The sequence below is a fragment of the Marinobacterium aestuariivivens genome (assembly GCF_042661465.1).
Lineage (GTDB): Bacteria > Pseudomonadota > Gammaproteobacteria > Pseudomonadales > Balneatricaceae > Marinobacterium_A > Marinobacterium_A aestuariivivens.
Genome location: NZ_JBHSWE010000001.1, coordinates 2,411,842 through 2,429,350, shown reverse-complemented (window position 1 = coordinate 2,429,350; position 17,509 = coordinate 2,411,842). Strand labels below are relative to the sequence as shown.

The window sequence follows — 17,509 nt, the reverse complement described above, 5'->3', positions numbered from 1 at the left end:
TTCTCCGTTCGAATCAGGCGCGGTTGCCGTGGCCGGTATGCAGTTTGCGCTCGAGGTGCTGGCTGTAGCGGGACATGCCGAAACAGAAGATCCAGAACATCAGCGCGACGAAGATGTAGCCTTCGGTGGCGAAACCGATCCAGTCCGGGTCGTTGCCGGCGGCCTGGACGATCGCCAGCAGGTCGAATAGGCCGATGATGACCACCAGGCTGGTGTCCTTGAACAGGGCGATGAAGGTGTTGACGATGCCGGGAATCATCAGTTTCAGCGCCTGCGGCAGGATGATCAGGATCATCTTTTTCCAGTAGCTCAGTCCCAGCGCATCGGCGGCCTCGTACTGGCCGCGCGGAATCGCCTGCAGGCCGCCGCGCACCACCTCGGCCATGTAGGCGGACTGGAACAGGATGATGCCGATCAGCGCCCGCAGCAGCTTGTCGAAGCTCATATCCTCGGGAAAGAACAGCGGCAGCATCACCGAGGCCATGAACAGCACCGTGATCAGCGGCACGCCGCGCCAGACCTCGATATAGACCACCGACAGCGAACGCACGATCGGCATCTCGGAGCGCCGGCCCAGGGCCAGCAGCACGCCAAACGGCAAGGCGGCGACGATGCCGACCACCGCCAGCACCAGGGTCAGGCTGAAGCCGCCCCAGCGATGGGTTTCGACATCGGTCAGGCCGAAGGCGCCGCCGCTCAGCAGGTAATAGGCAACGATCGGGTAGAACAGCAGCGTGAAGGCCGAGACCCGACCCTTGAACGGCAGGCGCGGGACCGCCAGCCAGGCGATCAGTGCGATCAGCAGCACGAAGGCCAGGTCGAGACGCCAGGTCTCCGCCGAAGGGTAAAAGCCGTAGAGGAACTGCTCCAGGCGGGTGCCGATGAAGACCCAGCAGGCGCCGCCGCTCGAGCAGGCCTCGCGGCTGTCGCCGATCCAGTCGGCATCGATCAGGGCCCACTGCACCACCGGGGTCAGCAGGTAGATCGCCAGGAAGGCGATGATCAGCGTCGCCGCCGAGCTCAAGGGGCCGTGGAACAGGTGCTGGCGCATCCAGCCGATGGCGCCCACGGTGTTCGCCGGTGCCGGCAGCGCCGGTTCGATAGCGTATTTCATGATGTCTACCTCTCCGCCAGCGCCATGCGCTTGTTGTACCCGTTCATGAACAGCGAGGTCAGCAGGCTCAAGGTCAGGTAAACCGCCATCGTCATCGAGATCACCTCGATCGCCTGGCCGGTCTGGTTCAGCGTCGTGCCGGCGAACACCGACACCAGGTCCGGGTAGCCGATCGCCGTGGCCAGCGACGAGTTCTTGGTCAGGTTCAGGTACTGGCTGGTCAGCGGCGGGATGATCACCCGCATCGCCTGCGGAATGACGATCAGGCGCAGCGTGCGGCCCTTCGGCAGGCCCAGCGCCGAGGCGGCCTCGAGCTGGCCTCCGGGGACCGCGAGAATGCCCCCGCGCACCGTCTCGGCGATGAAGGCAGCGGTGTAGATGGTCAGCGCCAGCCAGAGGGCGACCAGCTCCGGCAGCAGCGTCATGCCGCCGCTGAAATTGAAGCCGCGCAGCTCCGGCCGGTCCAGCGACAGCGGCATGCCGGCGACCAGGAAGGCCAGCAGCGGCAGACCGACGATCAGGCCGGCGCCGGCCCAGTGGCTCGGGAAGATCCGGCCGGTCGCCTCCTGGCGCCGGCGGGCCCAGCGCACCAGCAGCAGCGTTGCAACGATCCCCAGCACCAGAGCGCCGACGACGAGCCCGAAGCCCGCTTCCGGCACCGGGCGGGGTACCGACAGGCCGCGCACGTTGAGGAAGCCGCCGAACAGTTCAAGGCTCTGGCGCGGCGACGGCAGGGCCTGCAGGACCGCGAAATACCAGAAGAAGATCTGCAGCAGCAGCGGGATGTTGCGGAAGATCTCGATATAGGTGGCCGACAGTTTGGCGACCAGGAAGTTGTCGGACAGCCGGGCGACGCCGAGCAGAAAGCCCAGCAGGGTCGCGGCGACAATGCCGAGCGCCGAGACCAGCACGGTGTTGAGCAGACCGACGACGAAGGTGCGGCCGTAGCTGTCGGCCTCGGTATAGTCGATCAGTGACAGCGGAATGCCGAAGCCGGCCTCGTCGCCGAGAAAGCTGAAGCCGGTGGTGATGCCGCGGCTTTCGAGGTTGTCGAGGGTATTGCTGACGACGCTGTAGATCAGAAAGCCGAGCATCGCGAGCAGCAGCGCCTGGAACAGCAGTGCGCGCTTGCCCGGATCGTTCCAGAACGGGACCGCGCGCTCGGGCACGGCGGTCCCTTCACGCGGAACCGGCTGGCCTTGGAGTCGCTCGGCCAGGATGTTGTCTGCGGACATGTAGTGCTCCATCGGGCAGGCCGCGGCTGCCGTCAGGCGCCCCGGTGCCCGCTATCAGGACCAGTATTTGCCGGGGATGCCATGCGACAGCCCCGACCCCGGAGCCGAGGACTCAGCGCATCGGCGGGGCGTACTGGAAGCCGCCCTGGTTCCAGAGGGCGTTGATGCCGCGCTCGACCTGCAGCGGCGAGTCCATGCCGACGTTGCGGGCGAAGGCCTCGCCGTAGTTGCCGACCTGCTTGACGATCTGATAGGACCAGTCGTCGGCGAGATCCAGCCCCTTGCCTTTGGGCCCGTCGACCCCGAGCAGACGCTTGATATTGGGGTTGTCGCTGGCCTTCATCTCGTCGGCGTTGGCCGAGGTGACGCCGAGCTCCTCGGCGTTGAGCATCGCGAACAGCGACCACTTGACGATGTTGAACCACTGGTCGTCGCCCTGGCGCACCGCCGGCCCCAGCGGCTCCTTGGAGATGACGTCGGGCAGCGCGACGACCGCCTCCGGATCGCTCATGCGGGTACGCAGACCGTAGGCCTGGGACAGGTCGGTGGTGAAGGCATCGCAACGGCCGCTGTTGAAGCTGCCGGCGGCCTGTTCGTTGGTATCGAACACCACCGGCGTGAAGCTGAGACCGTTGCTGCGGAAATAGTCTGCCAGGTTCAGTTCAGTGGTGGTGCCGGACTGGACGCAGACGGTGGCGCCATCGAGCTCCTTGACGCTCTTGAGGCCGAGGTCCTTCTTCACCAGGAAACCCTGGCCGTCGTAGTAGGTCACGCCGGCGAAATTAATTCCCAGCTGGGCATCGCGGGCCAGGGTCCAGGTGGTGACGCGGGACAGTACATCGACCTCGCCGGACTGCAGCGCGGTGAAGCGCTCCTTGGCCGTCAGCGGGATGTACTTGACCTTGCGGGCATCGCCGAGGGTTGCGGCGGCGATGGCGCGGCAGACGTCGACGTCGAGGCCCTGCCAGTTGCCCTGCGCATCGGGTACCGAGAAGCCCGGCACGCCGTTGGTGACGCCGCACTGCAGCCAGCCGCGCTGTTTGACGCTGCCCAGGGTGCCTTCGGCCGCAGCCTGACCGGCGACGGCGGTGGACATCAGCAGCGCGGCCGTGAGTGTTTTCTTCATCATCGAGCGATTCTCCTTGATCTGACGTTCTTGCTTATTAGTGTTATCGAACGCCACCCTCGGGTAGGCGTCGACAGCAATAGAGCAAGCCCGATGCCAGTTCCATCGACCTGGGCCAAGTCATTGTTTTCAAGGAGTAAATTTTCGACATCGCCAGCAGCGGCCGGCCTCGAAGGGGTATAACCAAATGCCCGCGCATCCGGCAAAAATGGAAAATATCATTTAATTATCAGATAGTTATCGATACTCCCGCAGGTTATAGCCCACACCCGAGGTTATAGGGGTTCAGGACTGGCGTTTCTTCAGCCGCTTGCTCAGGGCCGGCTGCGACACCCCGAGCAGCCGCGCGGCGATGGACTGGTTGCCCTCGGCACGGCGCATCGCCTCCTGCACCAGCAGGTCGGCCACCTCCTGCAGCCTCGGCAGCGGAGCATCGGCCACGAAGGGGCTGCTATCCGGAAGCGGCTGGGCGGGCAGCTCGTCCCGGTTCAGGTCGATGGCACGCTTGAAGGCGTCCATCGACAACATCCGCGAGCGGTGCTGGCTGACGGCATCGTAGACCATCGCGCGCAACTCGCGGACGTTGCCGGGGAAAGCATAATTGGACAGCAGCACCGGAAGCTCCCGCGGCACGGCCGGCTTGACCTTGCCGAGTTCCGCCGCGGCCTCTTCGAGGAAATGCTCGAGCAACAGCGCAATGTCGCCCTTGCGCTGGCGCAAGGCCGGAACCTGCACCTGATGGGTCCGCAGCCGGTAGTACAGATCCTTGCGGAAGCTCCCGTCGGCCTGCTTTTTGGCCAGATCCTGGTGGGTCGCCACCAGCACCCGGGCCCGCATCCGCTTGGGCCTGTCGCTGCCCAGCGGATAGTACTCGCCCTCCTGCAGCAGGCGCAGCAGCTTCACCGGGACGCCATGCTCAGGTCGCCGATCTCGTCGAGGAAGAGGGTGCCGTCGGCCGCCTGGTCGATCATGCCGGCACGGGCGCTCTCGGCGCCGGTGAAGGCGCCGCGCTGGTGGCCGAACAGCGTATCGGCGAAGTGGTTGTCGTCGAGCCCGGCGACGTTGACGCAGACCAGCGGCCCCGGCAGCCGCTCAGCTCGTGGGCGGCACGGGCGACGAGCTCCTTGCCGACGCCGCTTTCGCCGCTGATCAGGATCGGCTGGCGGCTCGGCGCCACCGACTCGAGGTACTGGAACACCGCGCGCATGCCCTTGTCGCCGCTGACGATGGAGGCGAACACCTCGGGATGTTCGAGGGTGTCGTTGAGGACCCGCTGGCGCAGCTCCTGGTTTTCGCGCCGCAGCTCCTGCAGGCGGATGGCGCGCTTGATCCCTTCGATCAGGCGGTCCTGCTCGTCGGTCTTGACGAAGTAGTCGTAGGCGCCGAGTTTGATGCAGTTGACCGCGGTCTCGACCTGGTTCAGACCGCTGATGACGATGACGCCGACGTCCGGATGTTCCTCGACGATCCGACTCAGCAGCTTCTCGCCGGACAGGTGCGGCATGGTCAGATCCAGCGTCACCAGACCGATGTTTTCCCGCGCCAGGATCGCCATCACCTCGCGGCTGTCCTGGCAGCGATGCAGGTGGCTGATGCCGCCGGAACGCTCGAGGGCAATACTCAGGCTGCGCAGGAAAGACGGCTCGTCGTCGACGAGCAGCAGGCCGAAGGAGGGGTAGAGGTTTTGCTTCATCGTTGTGTCCATCTGCCGGGGGCTTGCCGATCAGCCCGCCATACCGGGAGCCGATAGTACTGCATCCGCCTCGCCCTCGGCCAATGCCGGCAGCGCCAGGGTCACGCGGGTGCCCTGCCCGGGGGTTGACTCGAAGTCGAGGCTGCCGCCATGTTCGCGCACGATGCCGGCCGACACCGACAGTCCGAGCCCGGTGCCGCCGCATTCGCGCCGGGTGGTAAAGAAGGGGTCGGTCAGCCGGGACATCGATTCGGCATCGATTCCGCAGCCCTGGTCCCGTACTTCCAGCAACACCCGGCCGGTTTCCGGATGGAAGCGGGTATGCAGGAAGATCCCCTGCTCCGTGCTTTGCAGCGCCTGGCAGGCATTCAGGATCAGGTTGATCACCACCTGCTCGATGCGCTGGCCATTGCCGCGCACCGCTGGCAGTTCGCTGCCGTAGTCGACCTCGAAGCGGCCGGTCGCCGAGCGGATCGAATTGTCGACCAGCCGGATCGCCGTCCTCACCACCTGATTGAGATCCAGCGACTCGTTCAGTTCGGCATCGCCCTGGCGGGCGAAATCCTTGAGATCGCCGACGATGCGCTTGATGCGCTGGGTGCCTTCGAGCATTTCATCGAGCATCAGTGGAATCTCGTCCCGCATGCGCGAATATTCCAGCCCGCCGAGTTCGAAGTCGCCATGGCTTTGGTAATGCTCCTCCAGAACCTCCCGGGCATCGTGGTAGGCATCGCGCAGTACCGGCAGGTTCAGCAGCAGCAGGCTGCAGGGGTTGTTGATCTCGTGCGCCACGCCGGATACCAGGATACCCAAAGACGTCATCTTGTCGGCCTGGATCAGTTGCAACTGATGCTGCCGCAGCTCCTCGGTGCGGCTCGCGACTTCACGCTGCAGCATCCGGTTCCAGATCACGATGCCCCCAGTATCAGCAACAGGGCGCCGGAGACCGCGGCGCCGACCAGGCCGATCTTCTTCCACGGAATGGCGCCGGCGTCCTCGAGCGGACCCAGCCACTTGTCGTAGATGGCCTGGTGACGGCCGGTGTTCTTGAGGATCGCCAGCCCCTCGCTGAATTGCGCCAGCAGGTCGGAGTGGCCCTTCTTCACCGCATAACCGTAGCGCAGCGAGAACGGCTTGGCGACCGGCTGGATGTTGGTCAGCCCAAGCTCGCGGCTCAGGTAGAGCGACGGCAGGTTCGCCACCAGGGCATAGTCGTGCCGGCCCGAAGCCAGCAGGCGCAGGGCATCGGCGTGGGTATCGGTGGTGACGATTTCGGCGCCGATCTCGTGCTCCAGCAGGTAGTCGTGCATGATGTCATCCTTCTGCACGATCACCTCACGGCCGCGCAGCCCTTCGACGTCGACCACCGGATCGCCGCGGCGGGCGAAGATCGACTGGTGCACGATGGCATGGGGCGGCGCGAAGTCGAAGGTCCTGGCCCGTTCCTCCGACCAGGACATGCCCTGCAGGATATCGACCTTGCCACTTTCCAGTGCCGCGCGCATCTCGGACCACTCGCCGAGCACGACCTGCACCTCGATGCCCATCACCTCGGCGATCGCTTCGGTCAGCTCGACGTTGTAGCCGGCAGGCCTGCCGTCCTCGTCGAGGAATTCGTACGGCGGATGGTAGTGGTCGCCGCCGACGACGATGCGCTGCTTGGCGACACCCTGGCCGCGCTCGTACAGCCGTTCCTGCGTCCAGCCCTGAGCGGCGGACAGGGCCAGCAAGATCAGCATCGCGAAAACGGTCAGCCGCGCCCCGAGGGCACGGGCGCGCCGGTGACTGTGCATGAAGGTTGGCGCCAGCATAAGAGATCATCGCGTCCGGTTCAGGCCCGGATCCTCCGGGCGACCGTCCTATTATGCCGCAATTTGCCCCACGACTCAGGGTTCGGCCTCCTGGGTGCCGTTCAGTGCACCGGGGCTCCGGCGCCAGTGCAGACGCGCCGGCCAGCCGCGAAGGCCGCGGGGGCTGAACATCACCAGGTTACCGGCGAGGATCAGCGCCATGCCGGCCACCGCCGCCGGCGTCCAGCGGTAGCCCTCTACCAGGGTCGAGATGCTCAGCGCCACCAGCGGGAACAGCAGGGTTGCATAGGCCGCGGGCCCCGCGCCGATGCGGCCGATCAGCGCGAAGTAGGCGGCAAAGCCCAGCACCGAGCCGAATATCGCCAGATACAGCAGCGCGCCGAGATAGGACGGCGTCCATTCGGGCGCGAAGGCGGCACCGCCGAAAAGAGAGACGATCAGCATCCAGAGCGCGCCGTAACCCATCGCCCAGGCGTTGGTGGACAGCAGGTCCAGCCCGCGGCGCTGATGGCGCAGGCTGATCATGTTGCCGAGCGAGAACAGGTAGGTGCCGAGCAGGCAGAGGCCGATGCCGCCGAGCATCGCCAGGTCCAGCCCATCGCCGACCAGGTCCCGCCAGAACAGGCTGAGCATGCCGGCGAAGCCCAGCAGGGTCGCCAGCCAGAAGCGGCCGTCGATGCGCTGGCCGAAGAACAGCATCGCATTGACGGCGTTGAACAGCGTCGCCATCGAGAAAATCACCGACTCCAGGCCACTGGTCACCACGGACCCGGCGCTGTAGAAGCAGTAGAAATTGAAACTGAAGATGCAGCCCCTGCAGCATGCAGAACAGGTGGTCACGCCGGGCGAGGCGGCGCAGGCGGCCGCTCAGCCAGAGACCTCCGACCAGGATCAGCGCCGCCAGCGCGAAGCGGTAGAAAACCGAGACGGTGACCGGCACCTCGCCCAGCTGCAGCATGATGGCGATCCAGGTGGTGCCCCAGATCATCACTGTCGACGCATAGAGAAACAGGGTCATGGCAAGGACCTCCGGGCCAGTGTCTTGACCCAAGCTTGCCACCCTCCCCGCCGGACGGCTTTCATGCACAGGGCCGGGTTGCACAATCTTGCGGTTTTCTGCACCGGCCACAGTGGCCGTCGCGGCCGGGCGGCGTTACCATTTTGCTATCCAGACTAGGGAACATCGACGCCGGACGCGTCGGGGTTCCGGGAGCCACGCACCTTGATCGAGTCATACCGTTTATTCGACAACCTGCGCCAGCACAGGGCCAGACTGCTGGATCATACGCAGCTGGAAGCGGGCATCGGCCTGGCCTCCTGGTCCAACCGGCACGACCGTATCCACCAGACCGATGCCAACCACCACACCCTGAGCCTCTATATCGCCGACGGTTACGAGAGCTACCGGAAAACGGCAGGCGGCTGGCGCAACGGCGGCGGCCCGGACCGGCTTTGCCTGATGCCGCAGGCGTTCGAGTCGGTCTGGGATATCCGCGGCCCCCTGAGCTTCGTGCACCTTTACTTCACCGACAAGCACCTGCGCCGGCTGGCGGAGCAGACCTGGGACCGCAGCCCGGCGGAATTACGCCTGGATGCACGGATCTTCGCCGAAGATCCGCAGATCACGCTGCTCTTCCGCCAGTTCCTGCTGGCCTGCAACTGGCAGGACAGCAGCGACCGCCTGGCCCTCGGCAGTGCCGTGACTCTGCTGTTGAATCACCTGCTCAAGCACTACAGCACCCTGCGCTGGCCCGAGGTGCAGGTGCGCGGCGGCCTGGCACCCTACCAGCTAAAGCGCCTGCGGGAATACATCGACGCCCACCTCGACCAGCCGCTGCGGCTGGCGGACCTCGCCGCCGAAGCGGGCCTGAGCGAATACCATTTCGCCCGCATGTTCAAGCAGAGCCAGGGCCAGGCGCCGCACCAGTACCTGCTGCAGCAGCGCCTGCAGCGGGCCGAGCGGCTGCTGCGGGAAAGCTCCGAGTCAATCACCGAGATCGCCCTGCGCTGCGGCTTCAGCTCCACCAGCCACTTCAGCAACCGTTTTCGCCAGGCCCGCGGCATCGCGCCATCCGCGCTGCGACAGGCATTGAGGCGCAGCTAGCGCGGCCGTGTCAGCGCGATGCTGCGCCCCACCAGTTCCGGCCATTCGAGTTCGGCATGCCGTTGCTGCAGGGCGCTGACCTTTGCCTGGGTCTCGGCCAGGAAGGGCGCGGCTCGCTTCGCCGCCATATCCATGTGCAGCAGCAGGGTTTCCATCGCCGCCAGCATCTCGCCGCTCTCGCCATGCACCATGCGGAAAAAGACCCGCAGCTTCTTCGCGTCGCTTTCGAGAAGCTGCGCGGTCACTCGCAGCGGTTCGCCTTCGGCCACCTCCTGCAGATAGTGCACCATGCTTTGCATAGTGTAGATCGACACCTGGTGCTCGTTGCGATAGGCCTCGTCGAGGCCGAGCTGTACCATCAACTCGTCGATCGACTGGCTGAACACCAGCACGTAGCAGGCATCGTTCATATGGCCGTTATAGTCGATCCAGTCCGGACTGACCGGACCTTCGAATACCTTCAGTTCCGTTGTCATCGGTTACCTCTAAGCAGAATCAAAGGGTTGGTTGTCTCGCAATGCTAGTCGCCACCGGAGGAGGGATTTGACTGTATCCGCCGGTTGGGTGTTAATTTTCGACAAATTCTACCGTTCTCGCCGGAGTCGCAATGTTCGGAGACCGCCCGCGCCACTATCCACAGATGATCAGCTTTCTGCTGATTCCCGGCTTTTCGCTGTTCGGCCTGACGGCAATGATTGATCCGCTGCGCCATGCCAACCGCAGCAGCAGCCGCGAACTGTACCGCTGGCAGCTGGTTTCCGAACGTAGCGGCCTGGTCGCGAGCAGCGATGCGCTCGACATCATGACCGAATACAGCATACGCGACCGGCCCCCTGCGAAACTCTGATCATCTGCGCCGGCTACGATCCCCAGACCCAGATTACCCCGGGCCTGCTCGGCTTCATCCGGCACCAGGCCAGCCACGGCGCCGATATCGGCTGCCAGGACACCGCCGCCTATATTGCTGCCGCGGCCGGCATTCTGGATGGTTACCGTGCCACCCTGCACTGGGAAAACCTCGACAGCACGCAGGAAGCCTTTCCCCGCGTCCACTTCGTTCAGGAACTGCTGGTCGTCGACCGCGGCCGCTTCTCCTGCCCCGGCGCCCTCTCGGGCCTCGACATGATGCTGCACCTGATCGGCACTCAGCACGGCAATGGCCTGGCGACCACCGTATCGGACGAGCTGATCTACACCCACAAGCGCGCCCACAGCGACCCGCAACGCACCTCGCTGCAAAAGCGTCTCGACAGTCGCAACCGGCACCTGGTCGAGGCGGTGCAGCTGATGGAGCTCAATCTTGAGGAGCCCCTGCGGATCAGTGCTATCGCCACTCAGCTGTCGATCTCCGAACGCGAACTGGAGCGGCTGTTCCGTCACTACCTGCAGCAAACGCCCAGCGCCTACTACCGCGATCTGCGGCTCGACCAGGCCCGCTGGATGCTGCAGCAGACCACCGACAGCGTCACCGCCATCTCGGTCGCCTGCGGCTTCGCCTCGCTGTCCCACTTCACCCGCAGCTACCAGCAGCGCTTCGACAGGAAGCCCAGCCGCGAACGCTGAAGTCCGCCGTTGCCTGACAGGGCTGTCGTAAAGGGAACACTGTTATCCAGTTGCGTCATTCGACCAAAATAATCGTATTTGGACAATTTAAATTCGAATTTAGGCAAAACTGTTCATCTCATCCGCGTAGCTTAAGCCTTACCCCTGCGCCGGGCCGCACCTTCGCAGACAGAGCGAAGGCAGAACCCAACAGTCAAGAGCCTGAATCGACATGAACCAAGACGTCATCATCACCTGCGCCGTCACCGGCGCCGCCGATACCGCCAACCGCAGTCCCCATGTTCCGGTGACGCCGGAAGAGATTGCCAATGCGGCGATCGAGGCCTGGAATGCCGGTGCCGCCATCGCCCATATGCATGTCCGCGATCCGGAGACCAGACAATGTTCGCGCCGGGTCGACCTTTATGCCGAGGCCTGCGAACGCCTGCGCGCCGCCGACTGCGACGTCATCATCAACCTGACCGCGGGCATGGGCGGCGATCTCTATATCGGCCCGGAGGAGAACCCCACGGCCTTCTGCCCGGAAACCGACCTGGTCGGCGGCCTAGAACGGCTGGTGCATATAGAGGAGCTGAAACCCGAGATCTGCACCCTGGATTGCGGCTCGGTCAACTTCGGCGACGGCAACCTGGTGTACATCTCGACACCGGACATGCTGCGCAGGGCGGCCGCCCGTATCAAAGAGCTGGACGTCACCGTAGAGCTGGAAATCTTCGACACCGGCAACCTCTGGTTTGCGCTGCAGATGAAGAAGGAAGGGCTGCTGGACGACAACGCCCTGTTCCAGCTCTGCCAGGGCATCCCCTGGGCACCCCGCCGGAGCTGAGCCTGCTCAAGGGCATGGTCGACATGCTGCCGGCCGACAGCAACTGGACCGCCTTCGCACTGGGCCGCAACCAGCTGCCCTGGGCGGCACAGTCGGCGCTGCTCGGCGGCCATGTCCGCGTCGGTCTGGAAGACAACCTCTACCTCGACAAGGGCGTTTTCGCCACCAACGGCCAGCTGGTCGAGCGTGCTGTCAACATCGTCGAGAACATGGGCGCCCGGGTGCTGAGCCCGGCCGAAGCCCGCCGGAAACTGCGCCTGCGCGGTACCCAGTAAGCAAGGGGAATTCAACATGAATCGTCAACTGAGCGTTATCGGCACCGGCGTCATCGGCAACGGCTGGATTGCACGGGCACTGGCCCGGGGCTGGAATGTCGTCGCCTTCGATCCGGCACCGGGCGCCGAATCCCGCACCCACGCCTTTATCGACAATGCCTGGCCCTCGCTGGAGCGACTGGGCCTGGCCGACGGGGCGAAACCGGAGCGGCTTCGTTTCTCGGACAGCCTGGAAGCGGTCGTGCAAGGCGCCGACCTGATTCAGGAAAACGTGCCCGAACGTCTCGAGCTCAAACACGAAGTGCTCGCTGCCCTCGACGCCAACGCCGCGTCGGGCGTGATCATCGGCTCCTCCACCTCGGGCTTCAAGCCGAGCGACCTGCAGAAGAATTGTCCACGGGAACCGGGACGGGTGATCGTCGCCCACCCGTTCAATCCGGTTTACCTGCTGCCACTGGTGGAGCTGGTCGGCGGTACGGCCACGTCGGCGCGCGACATGGAGCAGGCGCAGGCGCTCTACCGGGAACTGGCCATGCGTCCCCTGGTTGTGCGCCGCGAGATCGAGGGCCATATCGCCGACCGCCTGATGGAAGCGCTCTGGCGCGAGGCGCTGCACCTGGTCAACGACGGCGTCGCCACAACCGAGGAGGTCGACGCCGCCGTGGTCTACGGCTGCGGCCTGCGCTGGTCGCTGATGGGCACCTTTCTGACCTTCCACCTCGCCGGCGGCGAGCCGGGCATGCGGCACATGCTCGAGCAGTTCGGCCCGGCGCTGAAGCTGCCCTGGACCAAACTCGAGGCGCCGGAACTCACCGATGCCCTGATCGACCGCGTCGTCGAAGGCTGCGAGTTCCAGGCCGCCGGCCGCCCGGTGACCGAACTCGACCGCCGCCGCGACGCCTTCCTGGTCGAGCTGCTGGACCTGGTACAGCGTTACTGGCCCGAGGCCGAAGGCCTGGAAGGACGCATCTGATGCCGCGCCCGGGGACCGGAGACGCGATGGACATCGCCACCTTCGAGCGGCGCTTTCAGCAAGGCCTCGACGCCATGGCTGGTATGACGCTGCCCGCGGCACGGCGCCACTACGACGTCCTCTGCGCCGCCTTCGCCCCGCCGCTTCCCGCCGGCATGAAACGGGTAGACGACCGCATCGGCAGCGTGCCGGTGCGTCGCCACCGCCCGGCGCATTGTCGGCCGGGAACGGTCGTCTACGCCCATGGCGGCGGTTTCAGCCTGGGCTCGCTGGACAGCCACCAGGGTATCGCCGTGGGACTGGCGCAGGCGCTCGGGCGCGAGGTCCTGGCCATCGGCTACCGGCTGCTGCCGGAGGCACGCTACGCCGATGCCCTGGACGACTGCCGCCGGGTAATCGACGCCGTCGCCCCCGCCGCCCTGGTGGGGGACAGCGCCGGCGGCCGGTTGATCCTCGATGCCGTCGCCGGCGCCCGCCGGGTCCCGCCGCTGGGGCTGGTCTACCCGCTGGTGGGCGTCCCGACGGCAGCGACGCTCGGCCCCGACGCGCCGCTGCTCAGCCGCCGGGATGCCCTGGACGCCTGGTCGCTGATCGCGCAGGACGCTCCGGGAGGCGGCGGCCCGCGACCGCCCGCCACGGCTATCGAGGTGCTGGCGGTGTCCCGCGACCCGCTGACGGCGCCGCTGGAACGGGCGGTCGCGGTCTGGCGCGAAGGCGGCGCCGACGTCGGCTACCACCTGGCCGACGACATGCTGCACGGCTGCCTGCATGCGCAGGTATCGCTACCCGGGATGGCGGTTGCCTGGCGGGCATTCTGCCGGGCGCTCGGGAATCGCCTGGGCTGACGACAAGGGCACGCCGTCGATCTCCCCTGTTCACAATAACGACAACAAGAGAAACGCTCATGAAACAGAACCTCAGCACCAGCATCGCGACGATCCTGACGGTCGTAGCCCTGATCGGCTTCGCCGCCCTGGCTCCCCAGACCTTCCAGGCGCTGCTCGATACCATCAAGGTCAACGTCATCGGCAACCTGGGCTTCATCTTCACCTATCCTGCCTTCATCCTGTCGGTGGGCTTCGTCATCCTGATGTTCACGCCCCTCGGGCGCCTGCGCTTCGGCGACGGCGCGCCGGAGTTCTCCACCCTGAGCTGGCTCGGCATGCTGTTCGCCACCGGCATGGGCATCGGCCTGCTGACCTGGGGCGTGCTGGAACCGCGCTACCACGTCGAGGCCGGCAACGGCACCGACCAGGCCCTGCTCTATGCCTTCAACCATTGGGGCCTGCTGGCCTGGGCCGGCTATCTCGCCATCGGCGTGATCTTCGCCCACGCCCTCTACAACCTGAACATCGCCAAGCCCGCCGAAAGCCTGCTGGGCGGCGGCTTCCTCAGCAAGCTCAACCTGGTGAGCCTGGTGGTATCGACGGTCATCGGCCTGTCGCTGACCTTTTCCTACGCCGCCGCGCCGCTGCAGAAGAGCGTCGCCCAGTACCTCGGCGTCGAGATCAGCCCCTCGCTGATAATCCTGGTACTATCCGGTTTCGCCATCGCCTCCAGTACCTCGGGACTGAACCGTGGCATCAAGTGGCTGAGCAACTACAACACCCTGTTCGCCGTCGTGCTGATGATCAGCGTCTTCCTGCTCACCCACCCGGGCGAGATCCTCGCGACCTTCGGCCGGCTGTTGCCCGAATACCTGCTGCGCTACCCGGCGATGGCGACCGACATCGGCCTCGGCGACCCCGAGCGCAAAGCCTGGCTCGCCGACTGGCTGTACGCCTTCGAGGCGGCCTGGTACGGCTGGTTCGTCTTCACAGGGGTGTTCATCGCGCGCATTTCCAGGGGACGCACTCTGCGCCAACTGGTACTGGGCGTGATGCTGGTGCCGAGCCTGTTCTCCTGCCTCTGGTTCACCGTGTTCGGTCTCGGCGGGCTCGAAACGGGCTCCGAGGACATTTTCGCGCTGATGGCCACTCTCGACGGCAACGGCATCCTCTCGGCCATCCTGGCACTCAACATCCTGTTGTTCTTCGTCACCAGCGCCGACTCGGCCGGTCTGGTCTGCGAGATGCTCACGGTGCCGCGCTCCCGCGCCTTCTGGATCGTCGCCATGGCCGCGCTCGCCGTGGTCATCAACTGGCTGGACGGTGACATTTTCAAGGTCATCCTGACGCTGATCTCGGTCGCTGCCATTCCGGTCGCCGTCGGCATCTTCGCTCTCGGCACCGCCTTCCTGCTGCGGCTGCGACGCGGCAGGCCGGCGCAGCCGCTCGAGCCGGCGCTCGACGAGCAATAGCCGGCCCGCACCGGGCGCCGCTGGATCAGCCGTCGGAAACGACGTACAGCCGTCGCCCTTCGCGGCTGCTGCGCAGCGCGAGCTCGATCAAACGAACCCCCAGCAGCGCGTCCCTGGAGCTTACCGGCAGCGGCTCCCCTGCTGCAGCGCCCGTACCAGCGAGCCGTAGAAACGCCGGTAGTCGCCGGGCAACGTCGCCACCGTTTCGCTGCCGTCCGCCGTATGGAGCTGGCCATACTGCGATGGCGGCTCGCGCCCCCAGTCGGCTCCGTCGGGAAGACTTCCCGCTCGCAACGCATCCTCCTGTGGATCGAGCCCATACTTGCAATAGCTGCCCTGCGTGCCCTGCACCATGAAACGCAGCGTCGGCGCAGCGCAGAAGGGGCTGGAGTGCAGCACCACTTCCCGCTCCGGATAATGCAGCAGCAGGTGGAAGTAGTCGGTCGACTCGGCCCCGGTACGCAGCTCGCGGCAGCGCCCAGTGATCGCCTGCGGCGTGCCGAACAGGGCCTGCGCCTGGTCGATCAGGTGCGGGCCGAGATCGTAGAGGATACCGCTGCCGGCACCGGCCTGTTCGCGCCAGCGCGCCCGCGGCTGGGGTCTGAAGCGGTCGAAGTGGGACTCGAAATAGCGGATTTCGCCAAGACGCCCCTGCTGCACCAGTTCCTGCAGGGTCAGGAAATCGCCGTCGAAGCGACGGTTATGGTAGACCGCCAGCGTCCGTTGCCGGCGCTCCGCCAGCGTAATTAACGCTTCGCCTTCGGCCGAGGTGACGACGAAAGGCTTTTCGACCAGCACGTGTCTGCCCGCCTCCAGAGCCTGGCGCGCCAGCGCAAAGTGGCTGTCGTTGGGCGCGGTGATCACCACCAGCTCAGCATCGCAGCCGTCGATCAGCGCCGCGCCCTCATCGAAATGCTGCAGTTGCGGGTAGTCCTGCCGCAGCTCCGGCTGACGGCTGCTGATCGCCACCAGCTCCAGTTCCGGCTGCCGCCGGATAAAGGGCAGATGGAAAACCCGGGCCGAAAGCCCGTAGCCGATGACGGCGGTCCTGATCATGCTCGGATATCCTCTCAAGCCGGACACGGGGTGCCGGGCGCCGCAAAGGCCTGTTTGAAGGTGAAAGCGGCCGCCGTCGGTCCTTCCTCGTGCAGCAATGCCAGTTTCGCACTCGCCTCTTCCGGCGTCGGGCGATGCCCCGCCGGTATCCACCACAGCACGGTGTAGACGCTCTCCATCCGCTCGAACCACTCCCGGCGCCGGCGCATGATCCCGGCATGAGCCGAACGATAGGCGTATGCGTGCAACGCCTCGACATCCTCCCAGACGCTCATGTTGACCAGCACATCGTCGCCGAAAAAGCGCAGGCTGGTGGCATCGCCCTCCTTGCCCTGCAAGCGCCAGACGAATCCCGGCGAAGTATCGGCCAGCGCATTGATGCGTTCGAGGTTGGCGACGAAATCGGCCATCTCCGGCGACTCCAGCGGGTACTTCATCCGTGCGATATTGAGTTGGGCAAGCTGATAACGGGACATGGAGGCTTCCTTGCTGAAGATTGGCGACGGGATACCGGCCCGTAACACCGAGCGTCGAACCGGCATCCGCTCCACACCCTATTCAACAATGCCGATCAGTTCCAGGTCGTCATCGACGACCAGCCCGATATTTGGACAATAGAGCTTGGTCGACTCCTCCTTTTTATCGAGCGGTGTGGTCTCGGTCACTTCCACACAGTCCTCGAACGCGCCGGCCGGCACCTCGACGTCCAGCCCCATCGCGGTATGCTCGGCCCGATCGAGTGCCACGCCGGGCGCGACCTCCTGATAATAACGCGCTCCCAGCAGAAAGGCGCCGCCGGGCATGATAATGCCGGGCATGGCACCCTCCTGTCCCGCCAGCCAGGCCCCCGGCTGGTCTCCGTCGGGCACGAAAACCTCCTCGCCGAAGTAGTAGACGTCGCCGGTCTCCTGACAAACGGCGAAATAATTGAACGATTGCTCTGCGAATTCGCCATCTGCCGTTTCGAACTCCTCGACCACGCGGGTGCTGATCATTTCGCCGTCGAACATGATGTCCTGAAGTGCGTCAGTCACGGTGATCGTCAGGGCCTCCAGTTCGTCACAGTCGCCCTCTTCCACACAGTCGCTGTTGTCGTAATGCAGCTCCCGTCCCGGCTGCAGGATGAAGTAGCGATTGCCGCCTTCGTTACCGAAGGTGCACTCGTCCAGCGGAAAGGTTTCGGTAAAGTCGCGTTTATCCTTGGCGTACAGCGACAGCGGCAGCACCAACAGGGCCACCAGCACAACAATGTTGGTTCTCATCGGACTCGCTCCCCTCTGGGGCCGGCGTCGCCGGCCCAGATTGAAATCCACGACAGCCTGCAGCCAAAACATCAGCATCGGGCACGGCAGAGTCCATTCAAACCCCATAGTCGGCGCTCAGACAGCCGTCCAGGTTGGCCGGCTCAACGGCCGGCTCCCCTGTTCAAACCAA

Annotated in this window: 16 protein-coding genes and 2 pseudogenes; 7 read left to right on the top strand and 11 right to left on the bottom strand. The window is 65.3% G+C overall.

Annotation, left to right across the window (positions count from 1 at the left end; all coding sequences use genetic code 11):
• Nucleotides 1-13: 13 nt before the first annotated feature.
• The 7 genes and pseudogenes from ACFQDL_RS12585 to ACFQDL_RS12555 all read right to left on the bottom strand — a co-directional run bounded on the left by ACFQDL_RS12585 (nt 14) and on the right by ACFQDL_RS12555 (nt 7,819).
• The gene (locus tag ACFQDL_RS12585) at nt 14-1,114 is read right to left on the bottom strand and encodes an amino acid ABC transporter permease (RefSeq protein ID WP_379909318.1); all 1,101 of its coding nucleotides are present in this window, start codon (nt 1,112-1,114) and stop codon (nt 14-16) included.
• Nucleotides 1,115-1,119: 5 nt separating this feature from the next.
• Nucleotides 1,120-2,349 carry an amino acid ABC transporter permease gene (locus tag ACFQDL_RS12580; protein WP_379909317.1) on the bottom strand — a complete coding sequence of 410 codons (1,230 nt, stop codon included), beginning with the start codon at nt 2,347-2,349 and terminating at the stop codon, nt 1,120-1,122.
• Between the two features lie 112 nt (nt 2,350-2,461).
• Complete coding sequence (locus ACFQDL_RS12575; RefSeq protein WP_379909316.1) at nt 2,462-3,478, bottom strand: amino acid ABC transporter substrate-binding protein; 1,017 nt, start codon at nt 3,476-3,478, stop codon at nt 2,462-2,464.
• Nucleotides 3,479-3,760: 282 nt separating this feature from the next.
• Nucleotides 3,761-5,168 (bottom strand): annotated as a pseudogene (locus ACFQDL_RS12570) (sigma-54-dependent transcriptional regulator).
• Nucleotides 5,169-5,198: 30 nt separating this feature from the next.
• Nucleotides 5,199-6,080, bottom strand: coding sequence for a sensor histidine kinase (locus ACFQDL_RS12565; RefSeq protein ID WP_379909315.1), 882 nt, complete (start codon nt 6,078-6,080; stop codon nt 5,199-5,201).
• The gene (locus ACFQDL_RS12560) at nt 6,077-6,979 is read right to left on the bottom strand and encodes a transporter substrate-binding domain-containing protein (RefSeq protein ID WP_379909314.1); all 903 of its coding nucleotides are present in this window, start codon (nt 6,977-6,979) and stop codon (nt 6,077-6,079) included. The genes ACFQDL_RS12565 and ACFQDL_RS12560 overlap by 4 nt, the downstream gene beginning before the upstream one ends.
• 75 nt (nt 6,980-7,054) lie before the next feature.
• Nucleotides 7,055-7,819, bottom strand: coding sequence for a DMT family transporter (locus ACFQDL_RS12555; protein ID WP_379909313.1), 765 nt, complete (start codon nt 7,817-7,819; stop codon nt 7,055-7,057).
• Between the two features lie 382 nt (nt 7,820-8,201).
• Here ACFQDL_RS12555 and ACFQDL_RS12550 point away from each other — a divergent pair, with 382 nt between their 5' ends.
• A complete protein-coding gene (locus ACFQDL_RS12550; RefSeq protein ID WP_379909312.1) occupies nt 8,202-9,083 on the top strand; it encodes an AraC family transcriptional regulator in 882 nt (293 codons plus the stop codon).
• On the opposite strand, the gene ACFQDL_RS12545 is transcribed toward ACFQDL_RS12550, so the two are convergent.
• Nucleotides 9,080-9,559, bottom strand: a complete 480-nt coding sequence (locus ACFQDL_RS12545; protein ID WP_379909311.1) for a thioesterase family protein — start codon at nt 9,557-9,559, stop codon at nt 9,080-9,082. The two genes, ACFQDL_RS12550 and ACFQDL_RS12545, sit on opposite strands and share 4 nt — an antisense overlap.
• Nucleotides 9,560-9,690: 131 nt before the next feature.
• On the opposite strand from ACFQDL_RS12545, the gene ACFQDL_RS12540 reads away from it, so the two are divergent.
• The 6 genes and pseudogenes from ACFQDL_RS12540 (at nt 9,691) to ACFQDL_RS12515 (ending at nt 15,019) form a co-directional block, all read left to right on the top strand.
• The gene (locus ACFQDL_RS12540; RefSeq protein ID WP_379909310.1) at nt 9,691-9,930 is read left to right on the top strand and encodes a type 1 glutamine amidotransferase family protein; all 240 of its coding nucleotides are present in this window, start codon (nt 9,691-9,693) and stop codon (nt 9,928-9,930) included.
• 275 nt (nt 9,931-10,205) lie between these two features.
• A complete protein-coding gene (locus ACFQDL_RS12535; RefSeq protein ID WP_379909309.1) occupies nt 10,206-10,646 on the top strand; it encodes a helix-turn-helix domain-containing protein in 441 nt (146 codons plus the stop codon).
• A 211-nt stretch (nt 10,647-10,857) separates the two neighbouring features.
• A pseudogene (locus tag ACFQDL_RS12530) lies at nt 10,858-11,747 on the top strand (beta-keto acid cleavage family enzyme).
• A gap of 16 nt (nt 11,748-11,763) precedes the next feature.
• Nucleotides 11,764-12,720, top strand: coding sequence for an L-carnitine dehydrogenase (locus ACFQDL_RS12525; RefSeq protein WP_379909308.1), 957 nt, complete (start codon nt 11,764-11,766; stop codon nt 12,718-12,720).
• A 74-nt stretch (nt 12,721-12,794) separates the two neighbouring features.
• Nucleotides 12,795-13,565, top strand: coding sequence for an alpha/beta hydrolase fold domain-containing protein (locus ACFQDL_RS12520; RefSeq protein WP_379909306.1), 771 nt, complete (start codon nt 12,795-12,797; stop codon nt 13,563-13,565).
• Nucleotides 13,566-13,624: 59 nt separating this feature from the next.
• Entirely contained in the window at nt 13,625-15,019 is a 1,395-nt protein-coding gene (locus tag ACFQDL_RS12515) for a BCCT family transporter (RefSeq protein WP_379909305.1), read from the top strand.
• 120 nt (nt 15,020-15,139) lie between these two features.
• Here ACFQDL_RS12515 and ACFQDL_RS12510 read toward each other — a convergent pair whose 3' ends face one another.
• The 3 genes from ACFQDL_RS12510 to ACFQDL_RS12500 form a co-directional block, all read right to left on the bottom strand.
• On the bottom strand, nt 15,140-16,075 hold the full coding sequence (locus ACFQDL_RS12510; protein ID WP_379909303.1) for an oxidoreductase: 936 nt from the start codon (nt 16,073-16,075) through the stop codon (nt 15,140-15,142).
• A gap of 14 nt (nt 16,076-16,089) precedes the next feature.
• Nucleotides 16,090-16,551: a DUF3291 domain-containing protein gene (locus ACFQDL_RS12505; protein ID WP_379909302.1), complete on the bottom strand. Its 462-nt coding sequence runs from the start codon at nt 16,549-16,551 to the stop codon at nt 16,090-16,092.
• A 78-nt stretch (nt 16,552-16,629) separates the two neighbouring features.
• Nucleotides 16,630-17,337, bottom strand: a complete 708-nt coding sequence (locus ACFQDL_RS12500; RefSeq protein WP_379909301.1) for a hypothetical protein — start codon at nt 17,335-17,337, stop codon at nt 16,630-16,632.
• Nucleotides 17,338-17,509 lie beyond the last annotated feature (172 nt).

Excerpts from the sequence above, each read along its gene's own strand:
- ACFQDL_RS12575 (WP_379909316.1), bottom strand. The coding sequence starts at position 3,478 with ATGATGAAGAAAACACTCACGGCCGCGCTGCTGATGTCCACCGCCGTC.
- ACFQDL_RS12525 (WP_379909308.1), top strand. The coding sequence starts at position 11,764 with ATGAATCGTCAACTGAGCGTTATCGGCACCGGCGTCATCGGCAACGGC.
- ACFQDL_RS12505 (WP_379909302.1), bottom strand. The coding sequence starts at position 16,551 with ATGTCCCGTTATCAGCTTGCCCAACTCAATATCGCACGGATGAAGTAC.
- ACFQDL_RS12540 (WP_379909310.1), top strand. The coding sequence starts at position 9,691 with ATGTTCGGAGACCGCCCGCGCCACTATCCACAGATGATCAGCTTTCTG.
- ACFQDL_RS12580 (WP_379909317.1), bottom strand. The coding sequence starts at position 2,349 with ATGTCCGCAGACAACATCCTGGCCGAGCGACTCCAAGGCCAGCCGGTT.
- ACFQDL_RS12560 (WP_379909314.1), bottom strand. The coding sequence starts at position 6,979 with ATGCTGGCGCCAACCTTCATGCACAGTCACCGGCGCGCCCGTGCCCTC.
- ACFQDL_RS12510 (WP_379909303.1), bottom strand. The coding sequence starts at position 16,075 with ATGATCAGGACCGCCGTCATCGGCTACGGGCTTTCGGCCCGGGTTTTC.
- ACFQDL_RS12535 (WP_379909309.1), top strand. The coding sequence starts at position 10,206 with ATGATGCTGCACCTGATCGGCACTCAGCACGGCAATGGCCTGGCGACC.
- ACFQDL_RS12515 (WP_379909305.1), top strand. The coding sequence starts at position 13,625 with ATGAAACAGAACCTCAGCACCAGCATCGCGACGATCCTGACGGTCGTA.
- ACFQDL_RS12585 (WP_379909318.1), bottom strand. The coding sequence starts at position 1,114 with ATGAAATACGCTATCGAACCGGCGCTGCCGGCACCGGCGAACACCGTG.
- ACFQDL_RS12545 (WP_379909311.1), bottom strand. The coding sequence starts at position 9,559 with ATGACAACGGAACTGAAGGTATTCGAAGGTCCGGTCAGTCCGGACTGG.
- ACFQDL_RS12500 (WP_379909301.1), bottom strand. The coding sequence starts at position 17,337 with ATGAGAACCAACATTGTTGTGCTGGTGGCCCTGTTGGTGCTGCCGCTG.
- ACFQDL_RS12520 (WP_379909306.1), top strand. The coding sequence starts at position 12,795 with ATGGCTGGTATGACGCTGCCCGCGGCACGGCGCCACTACGACGTCCTC.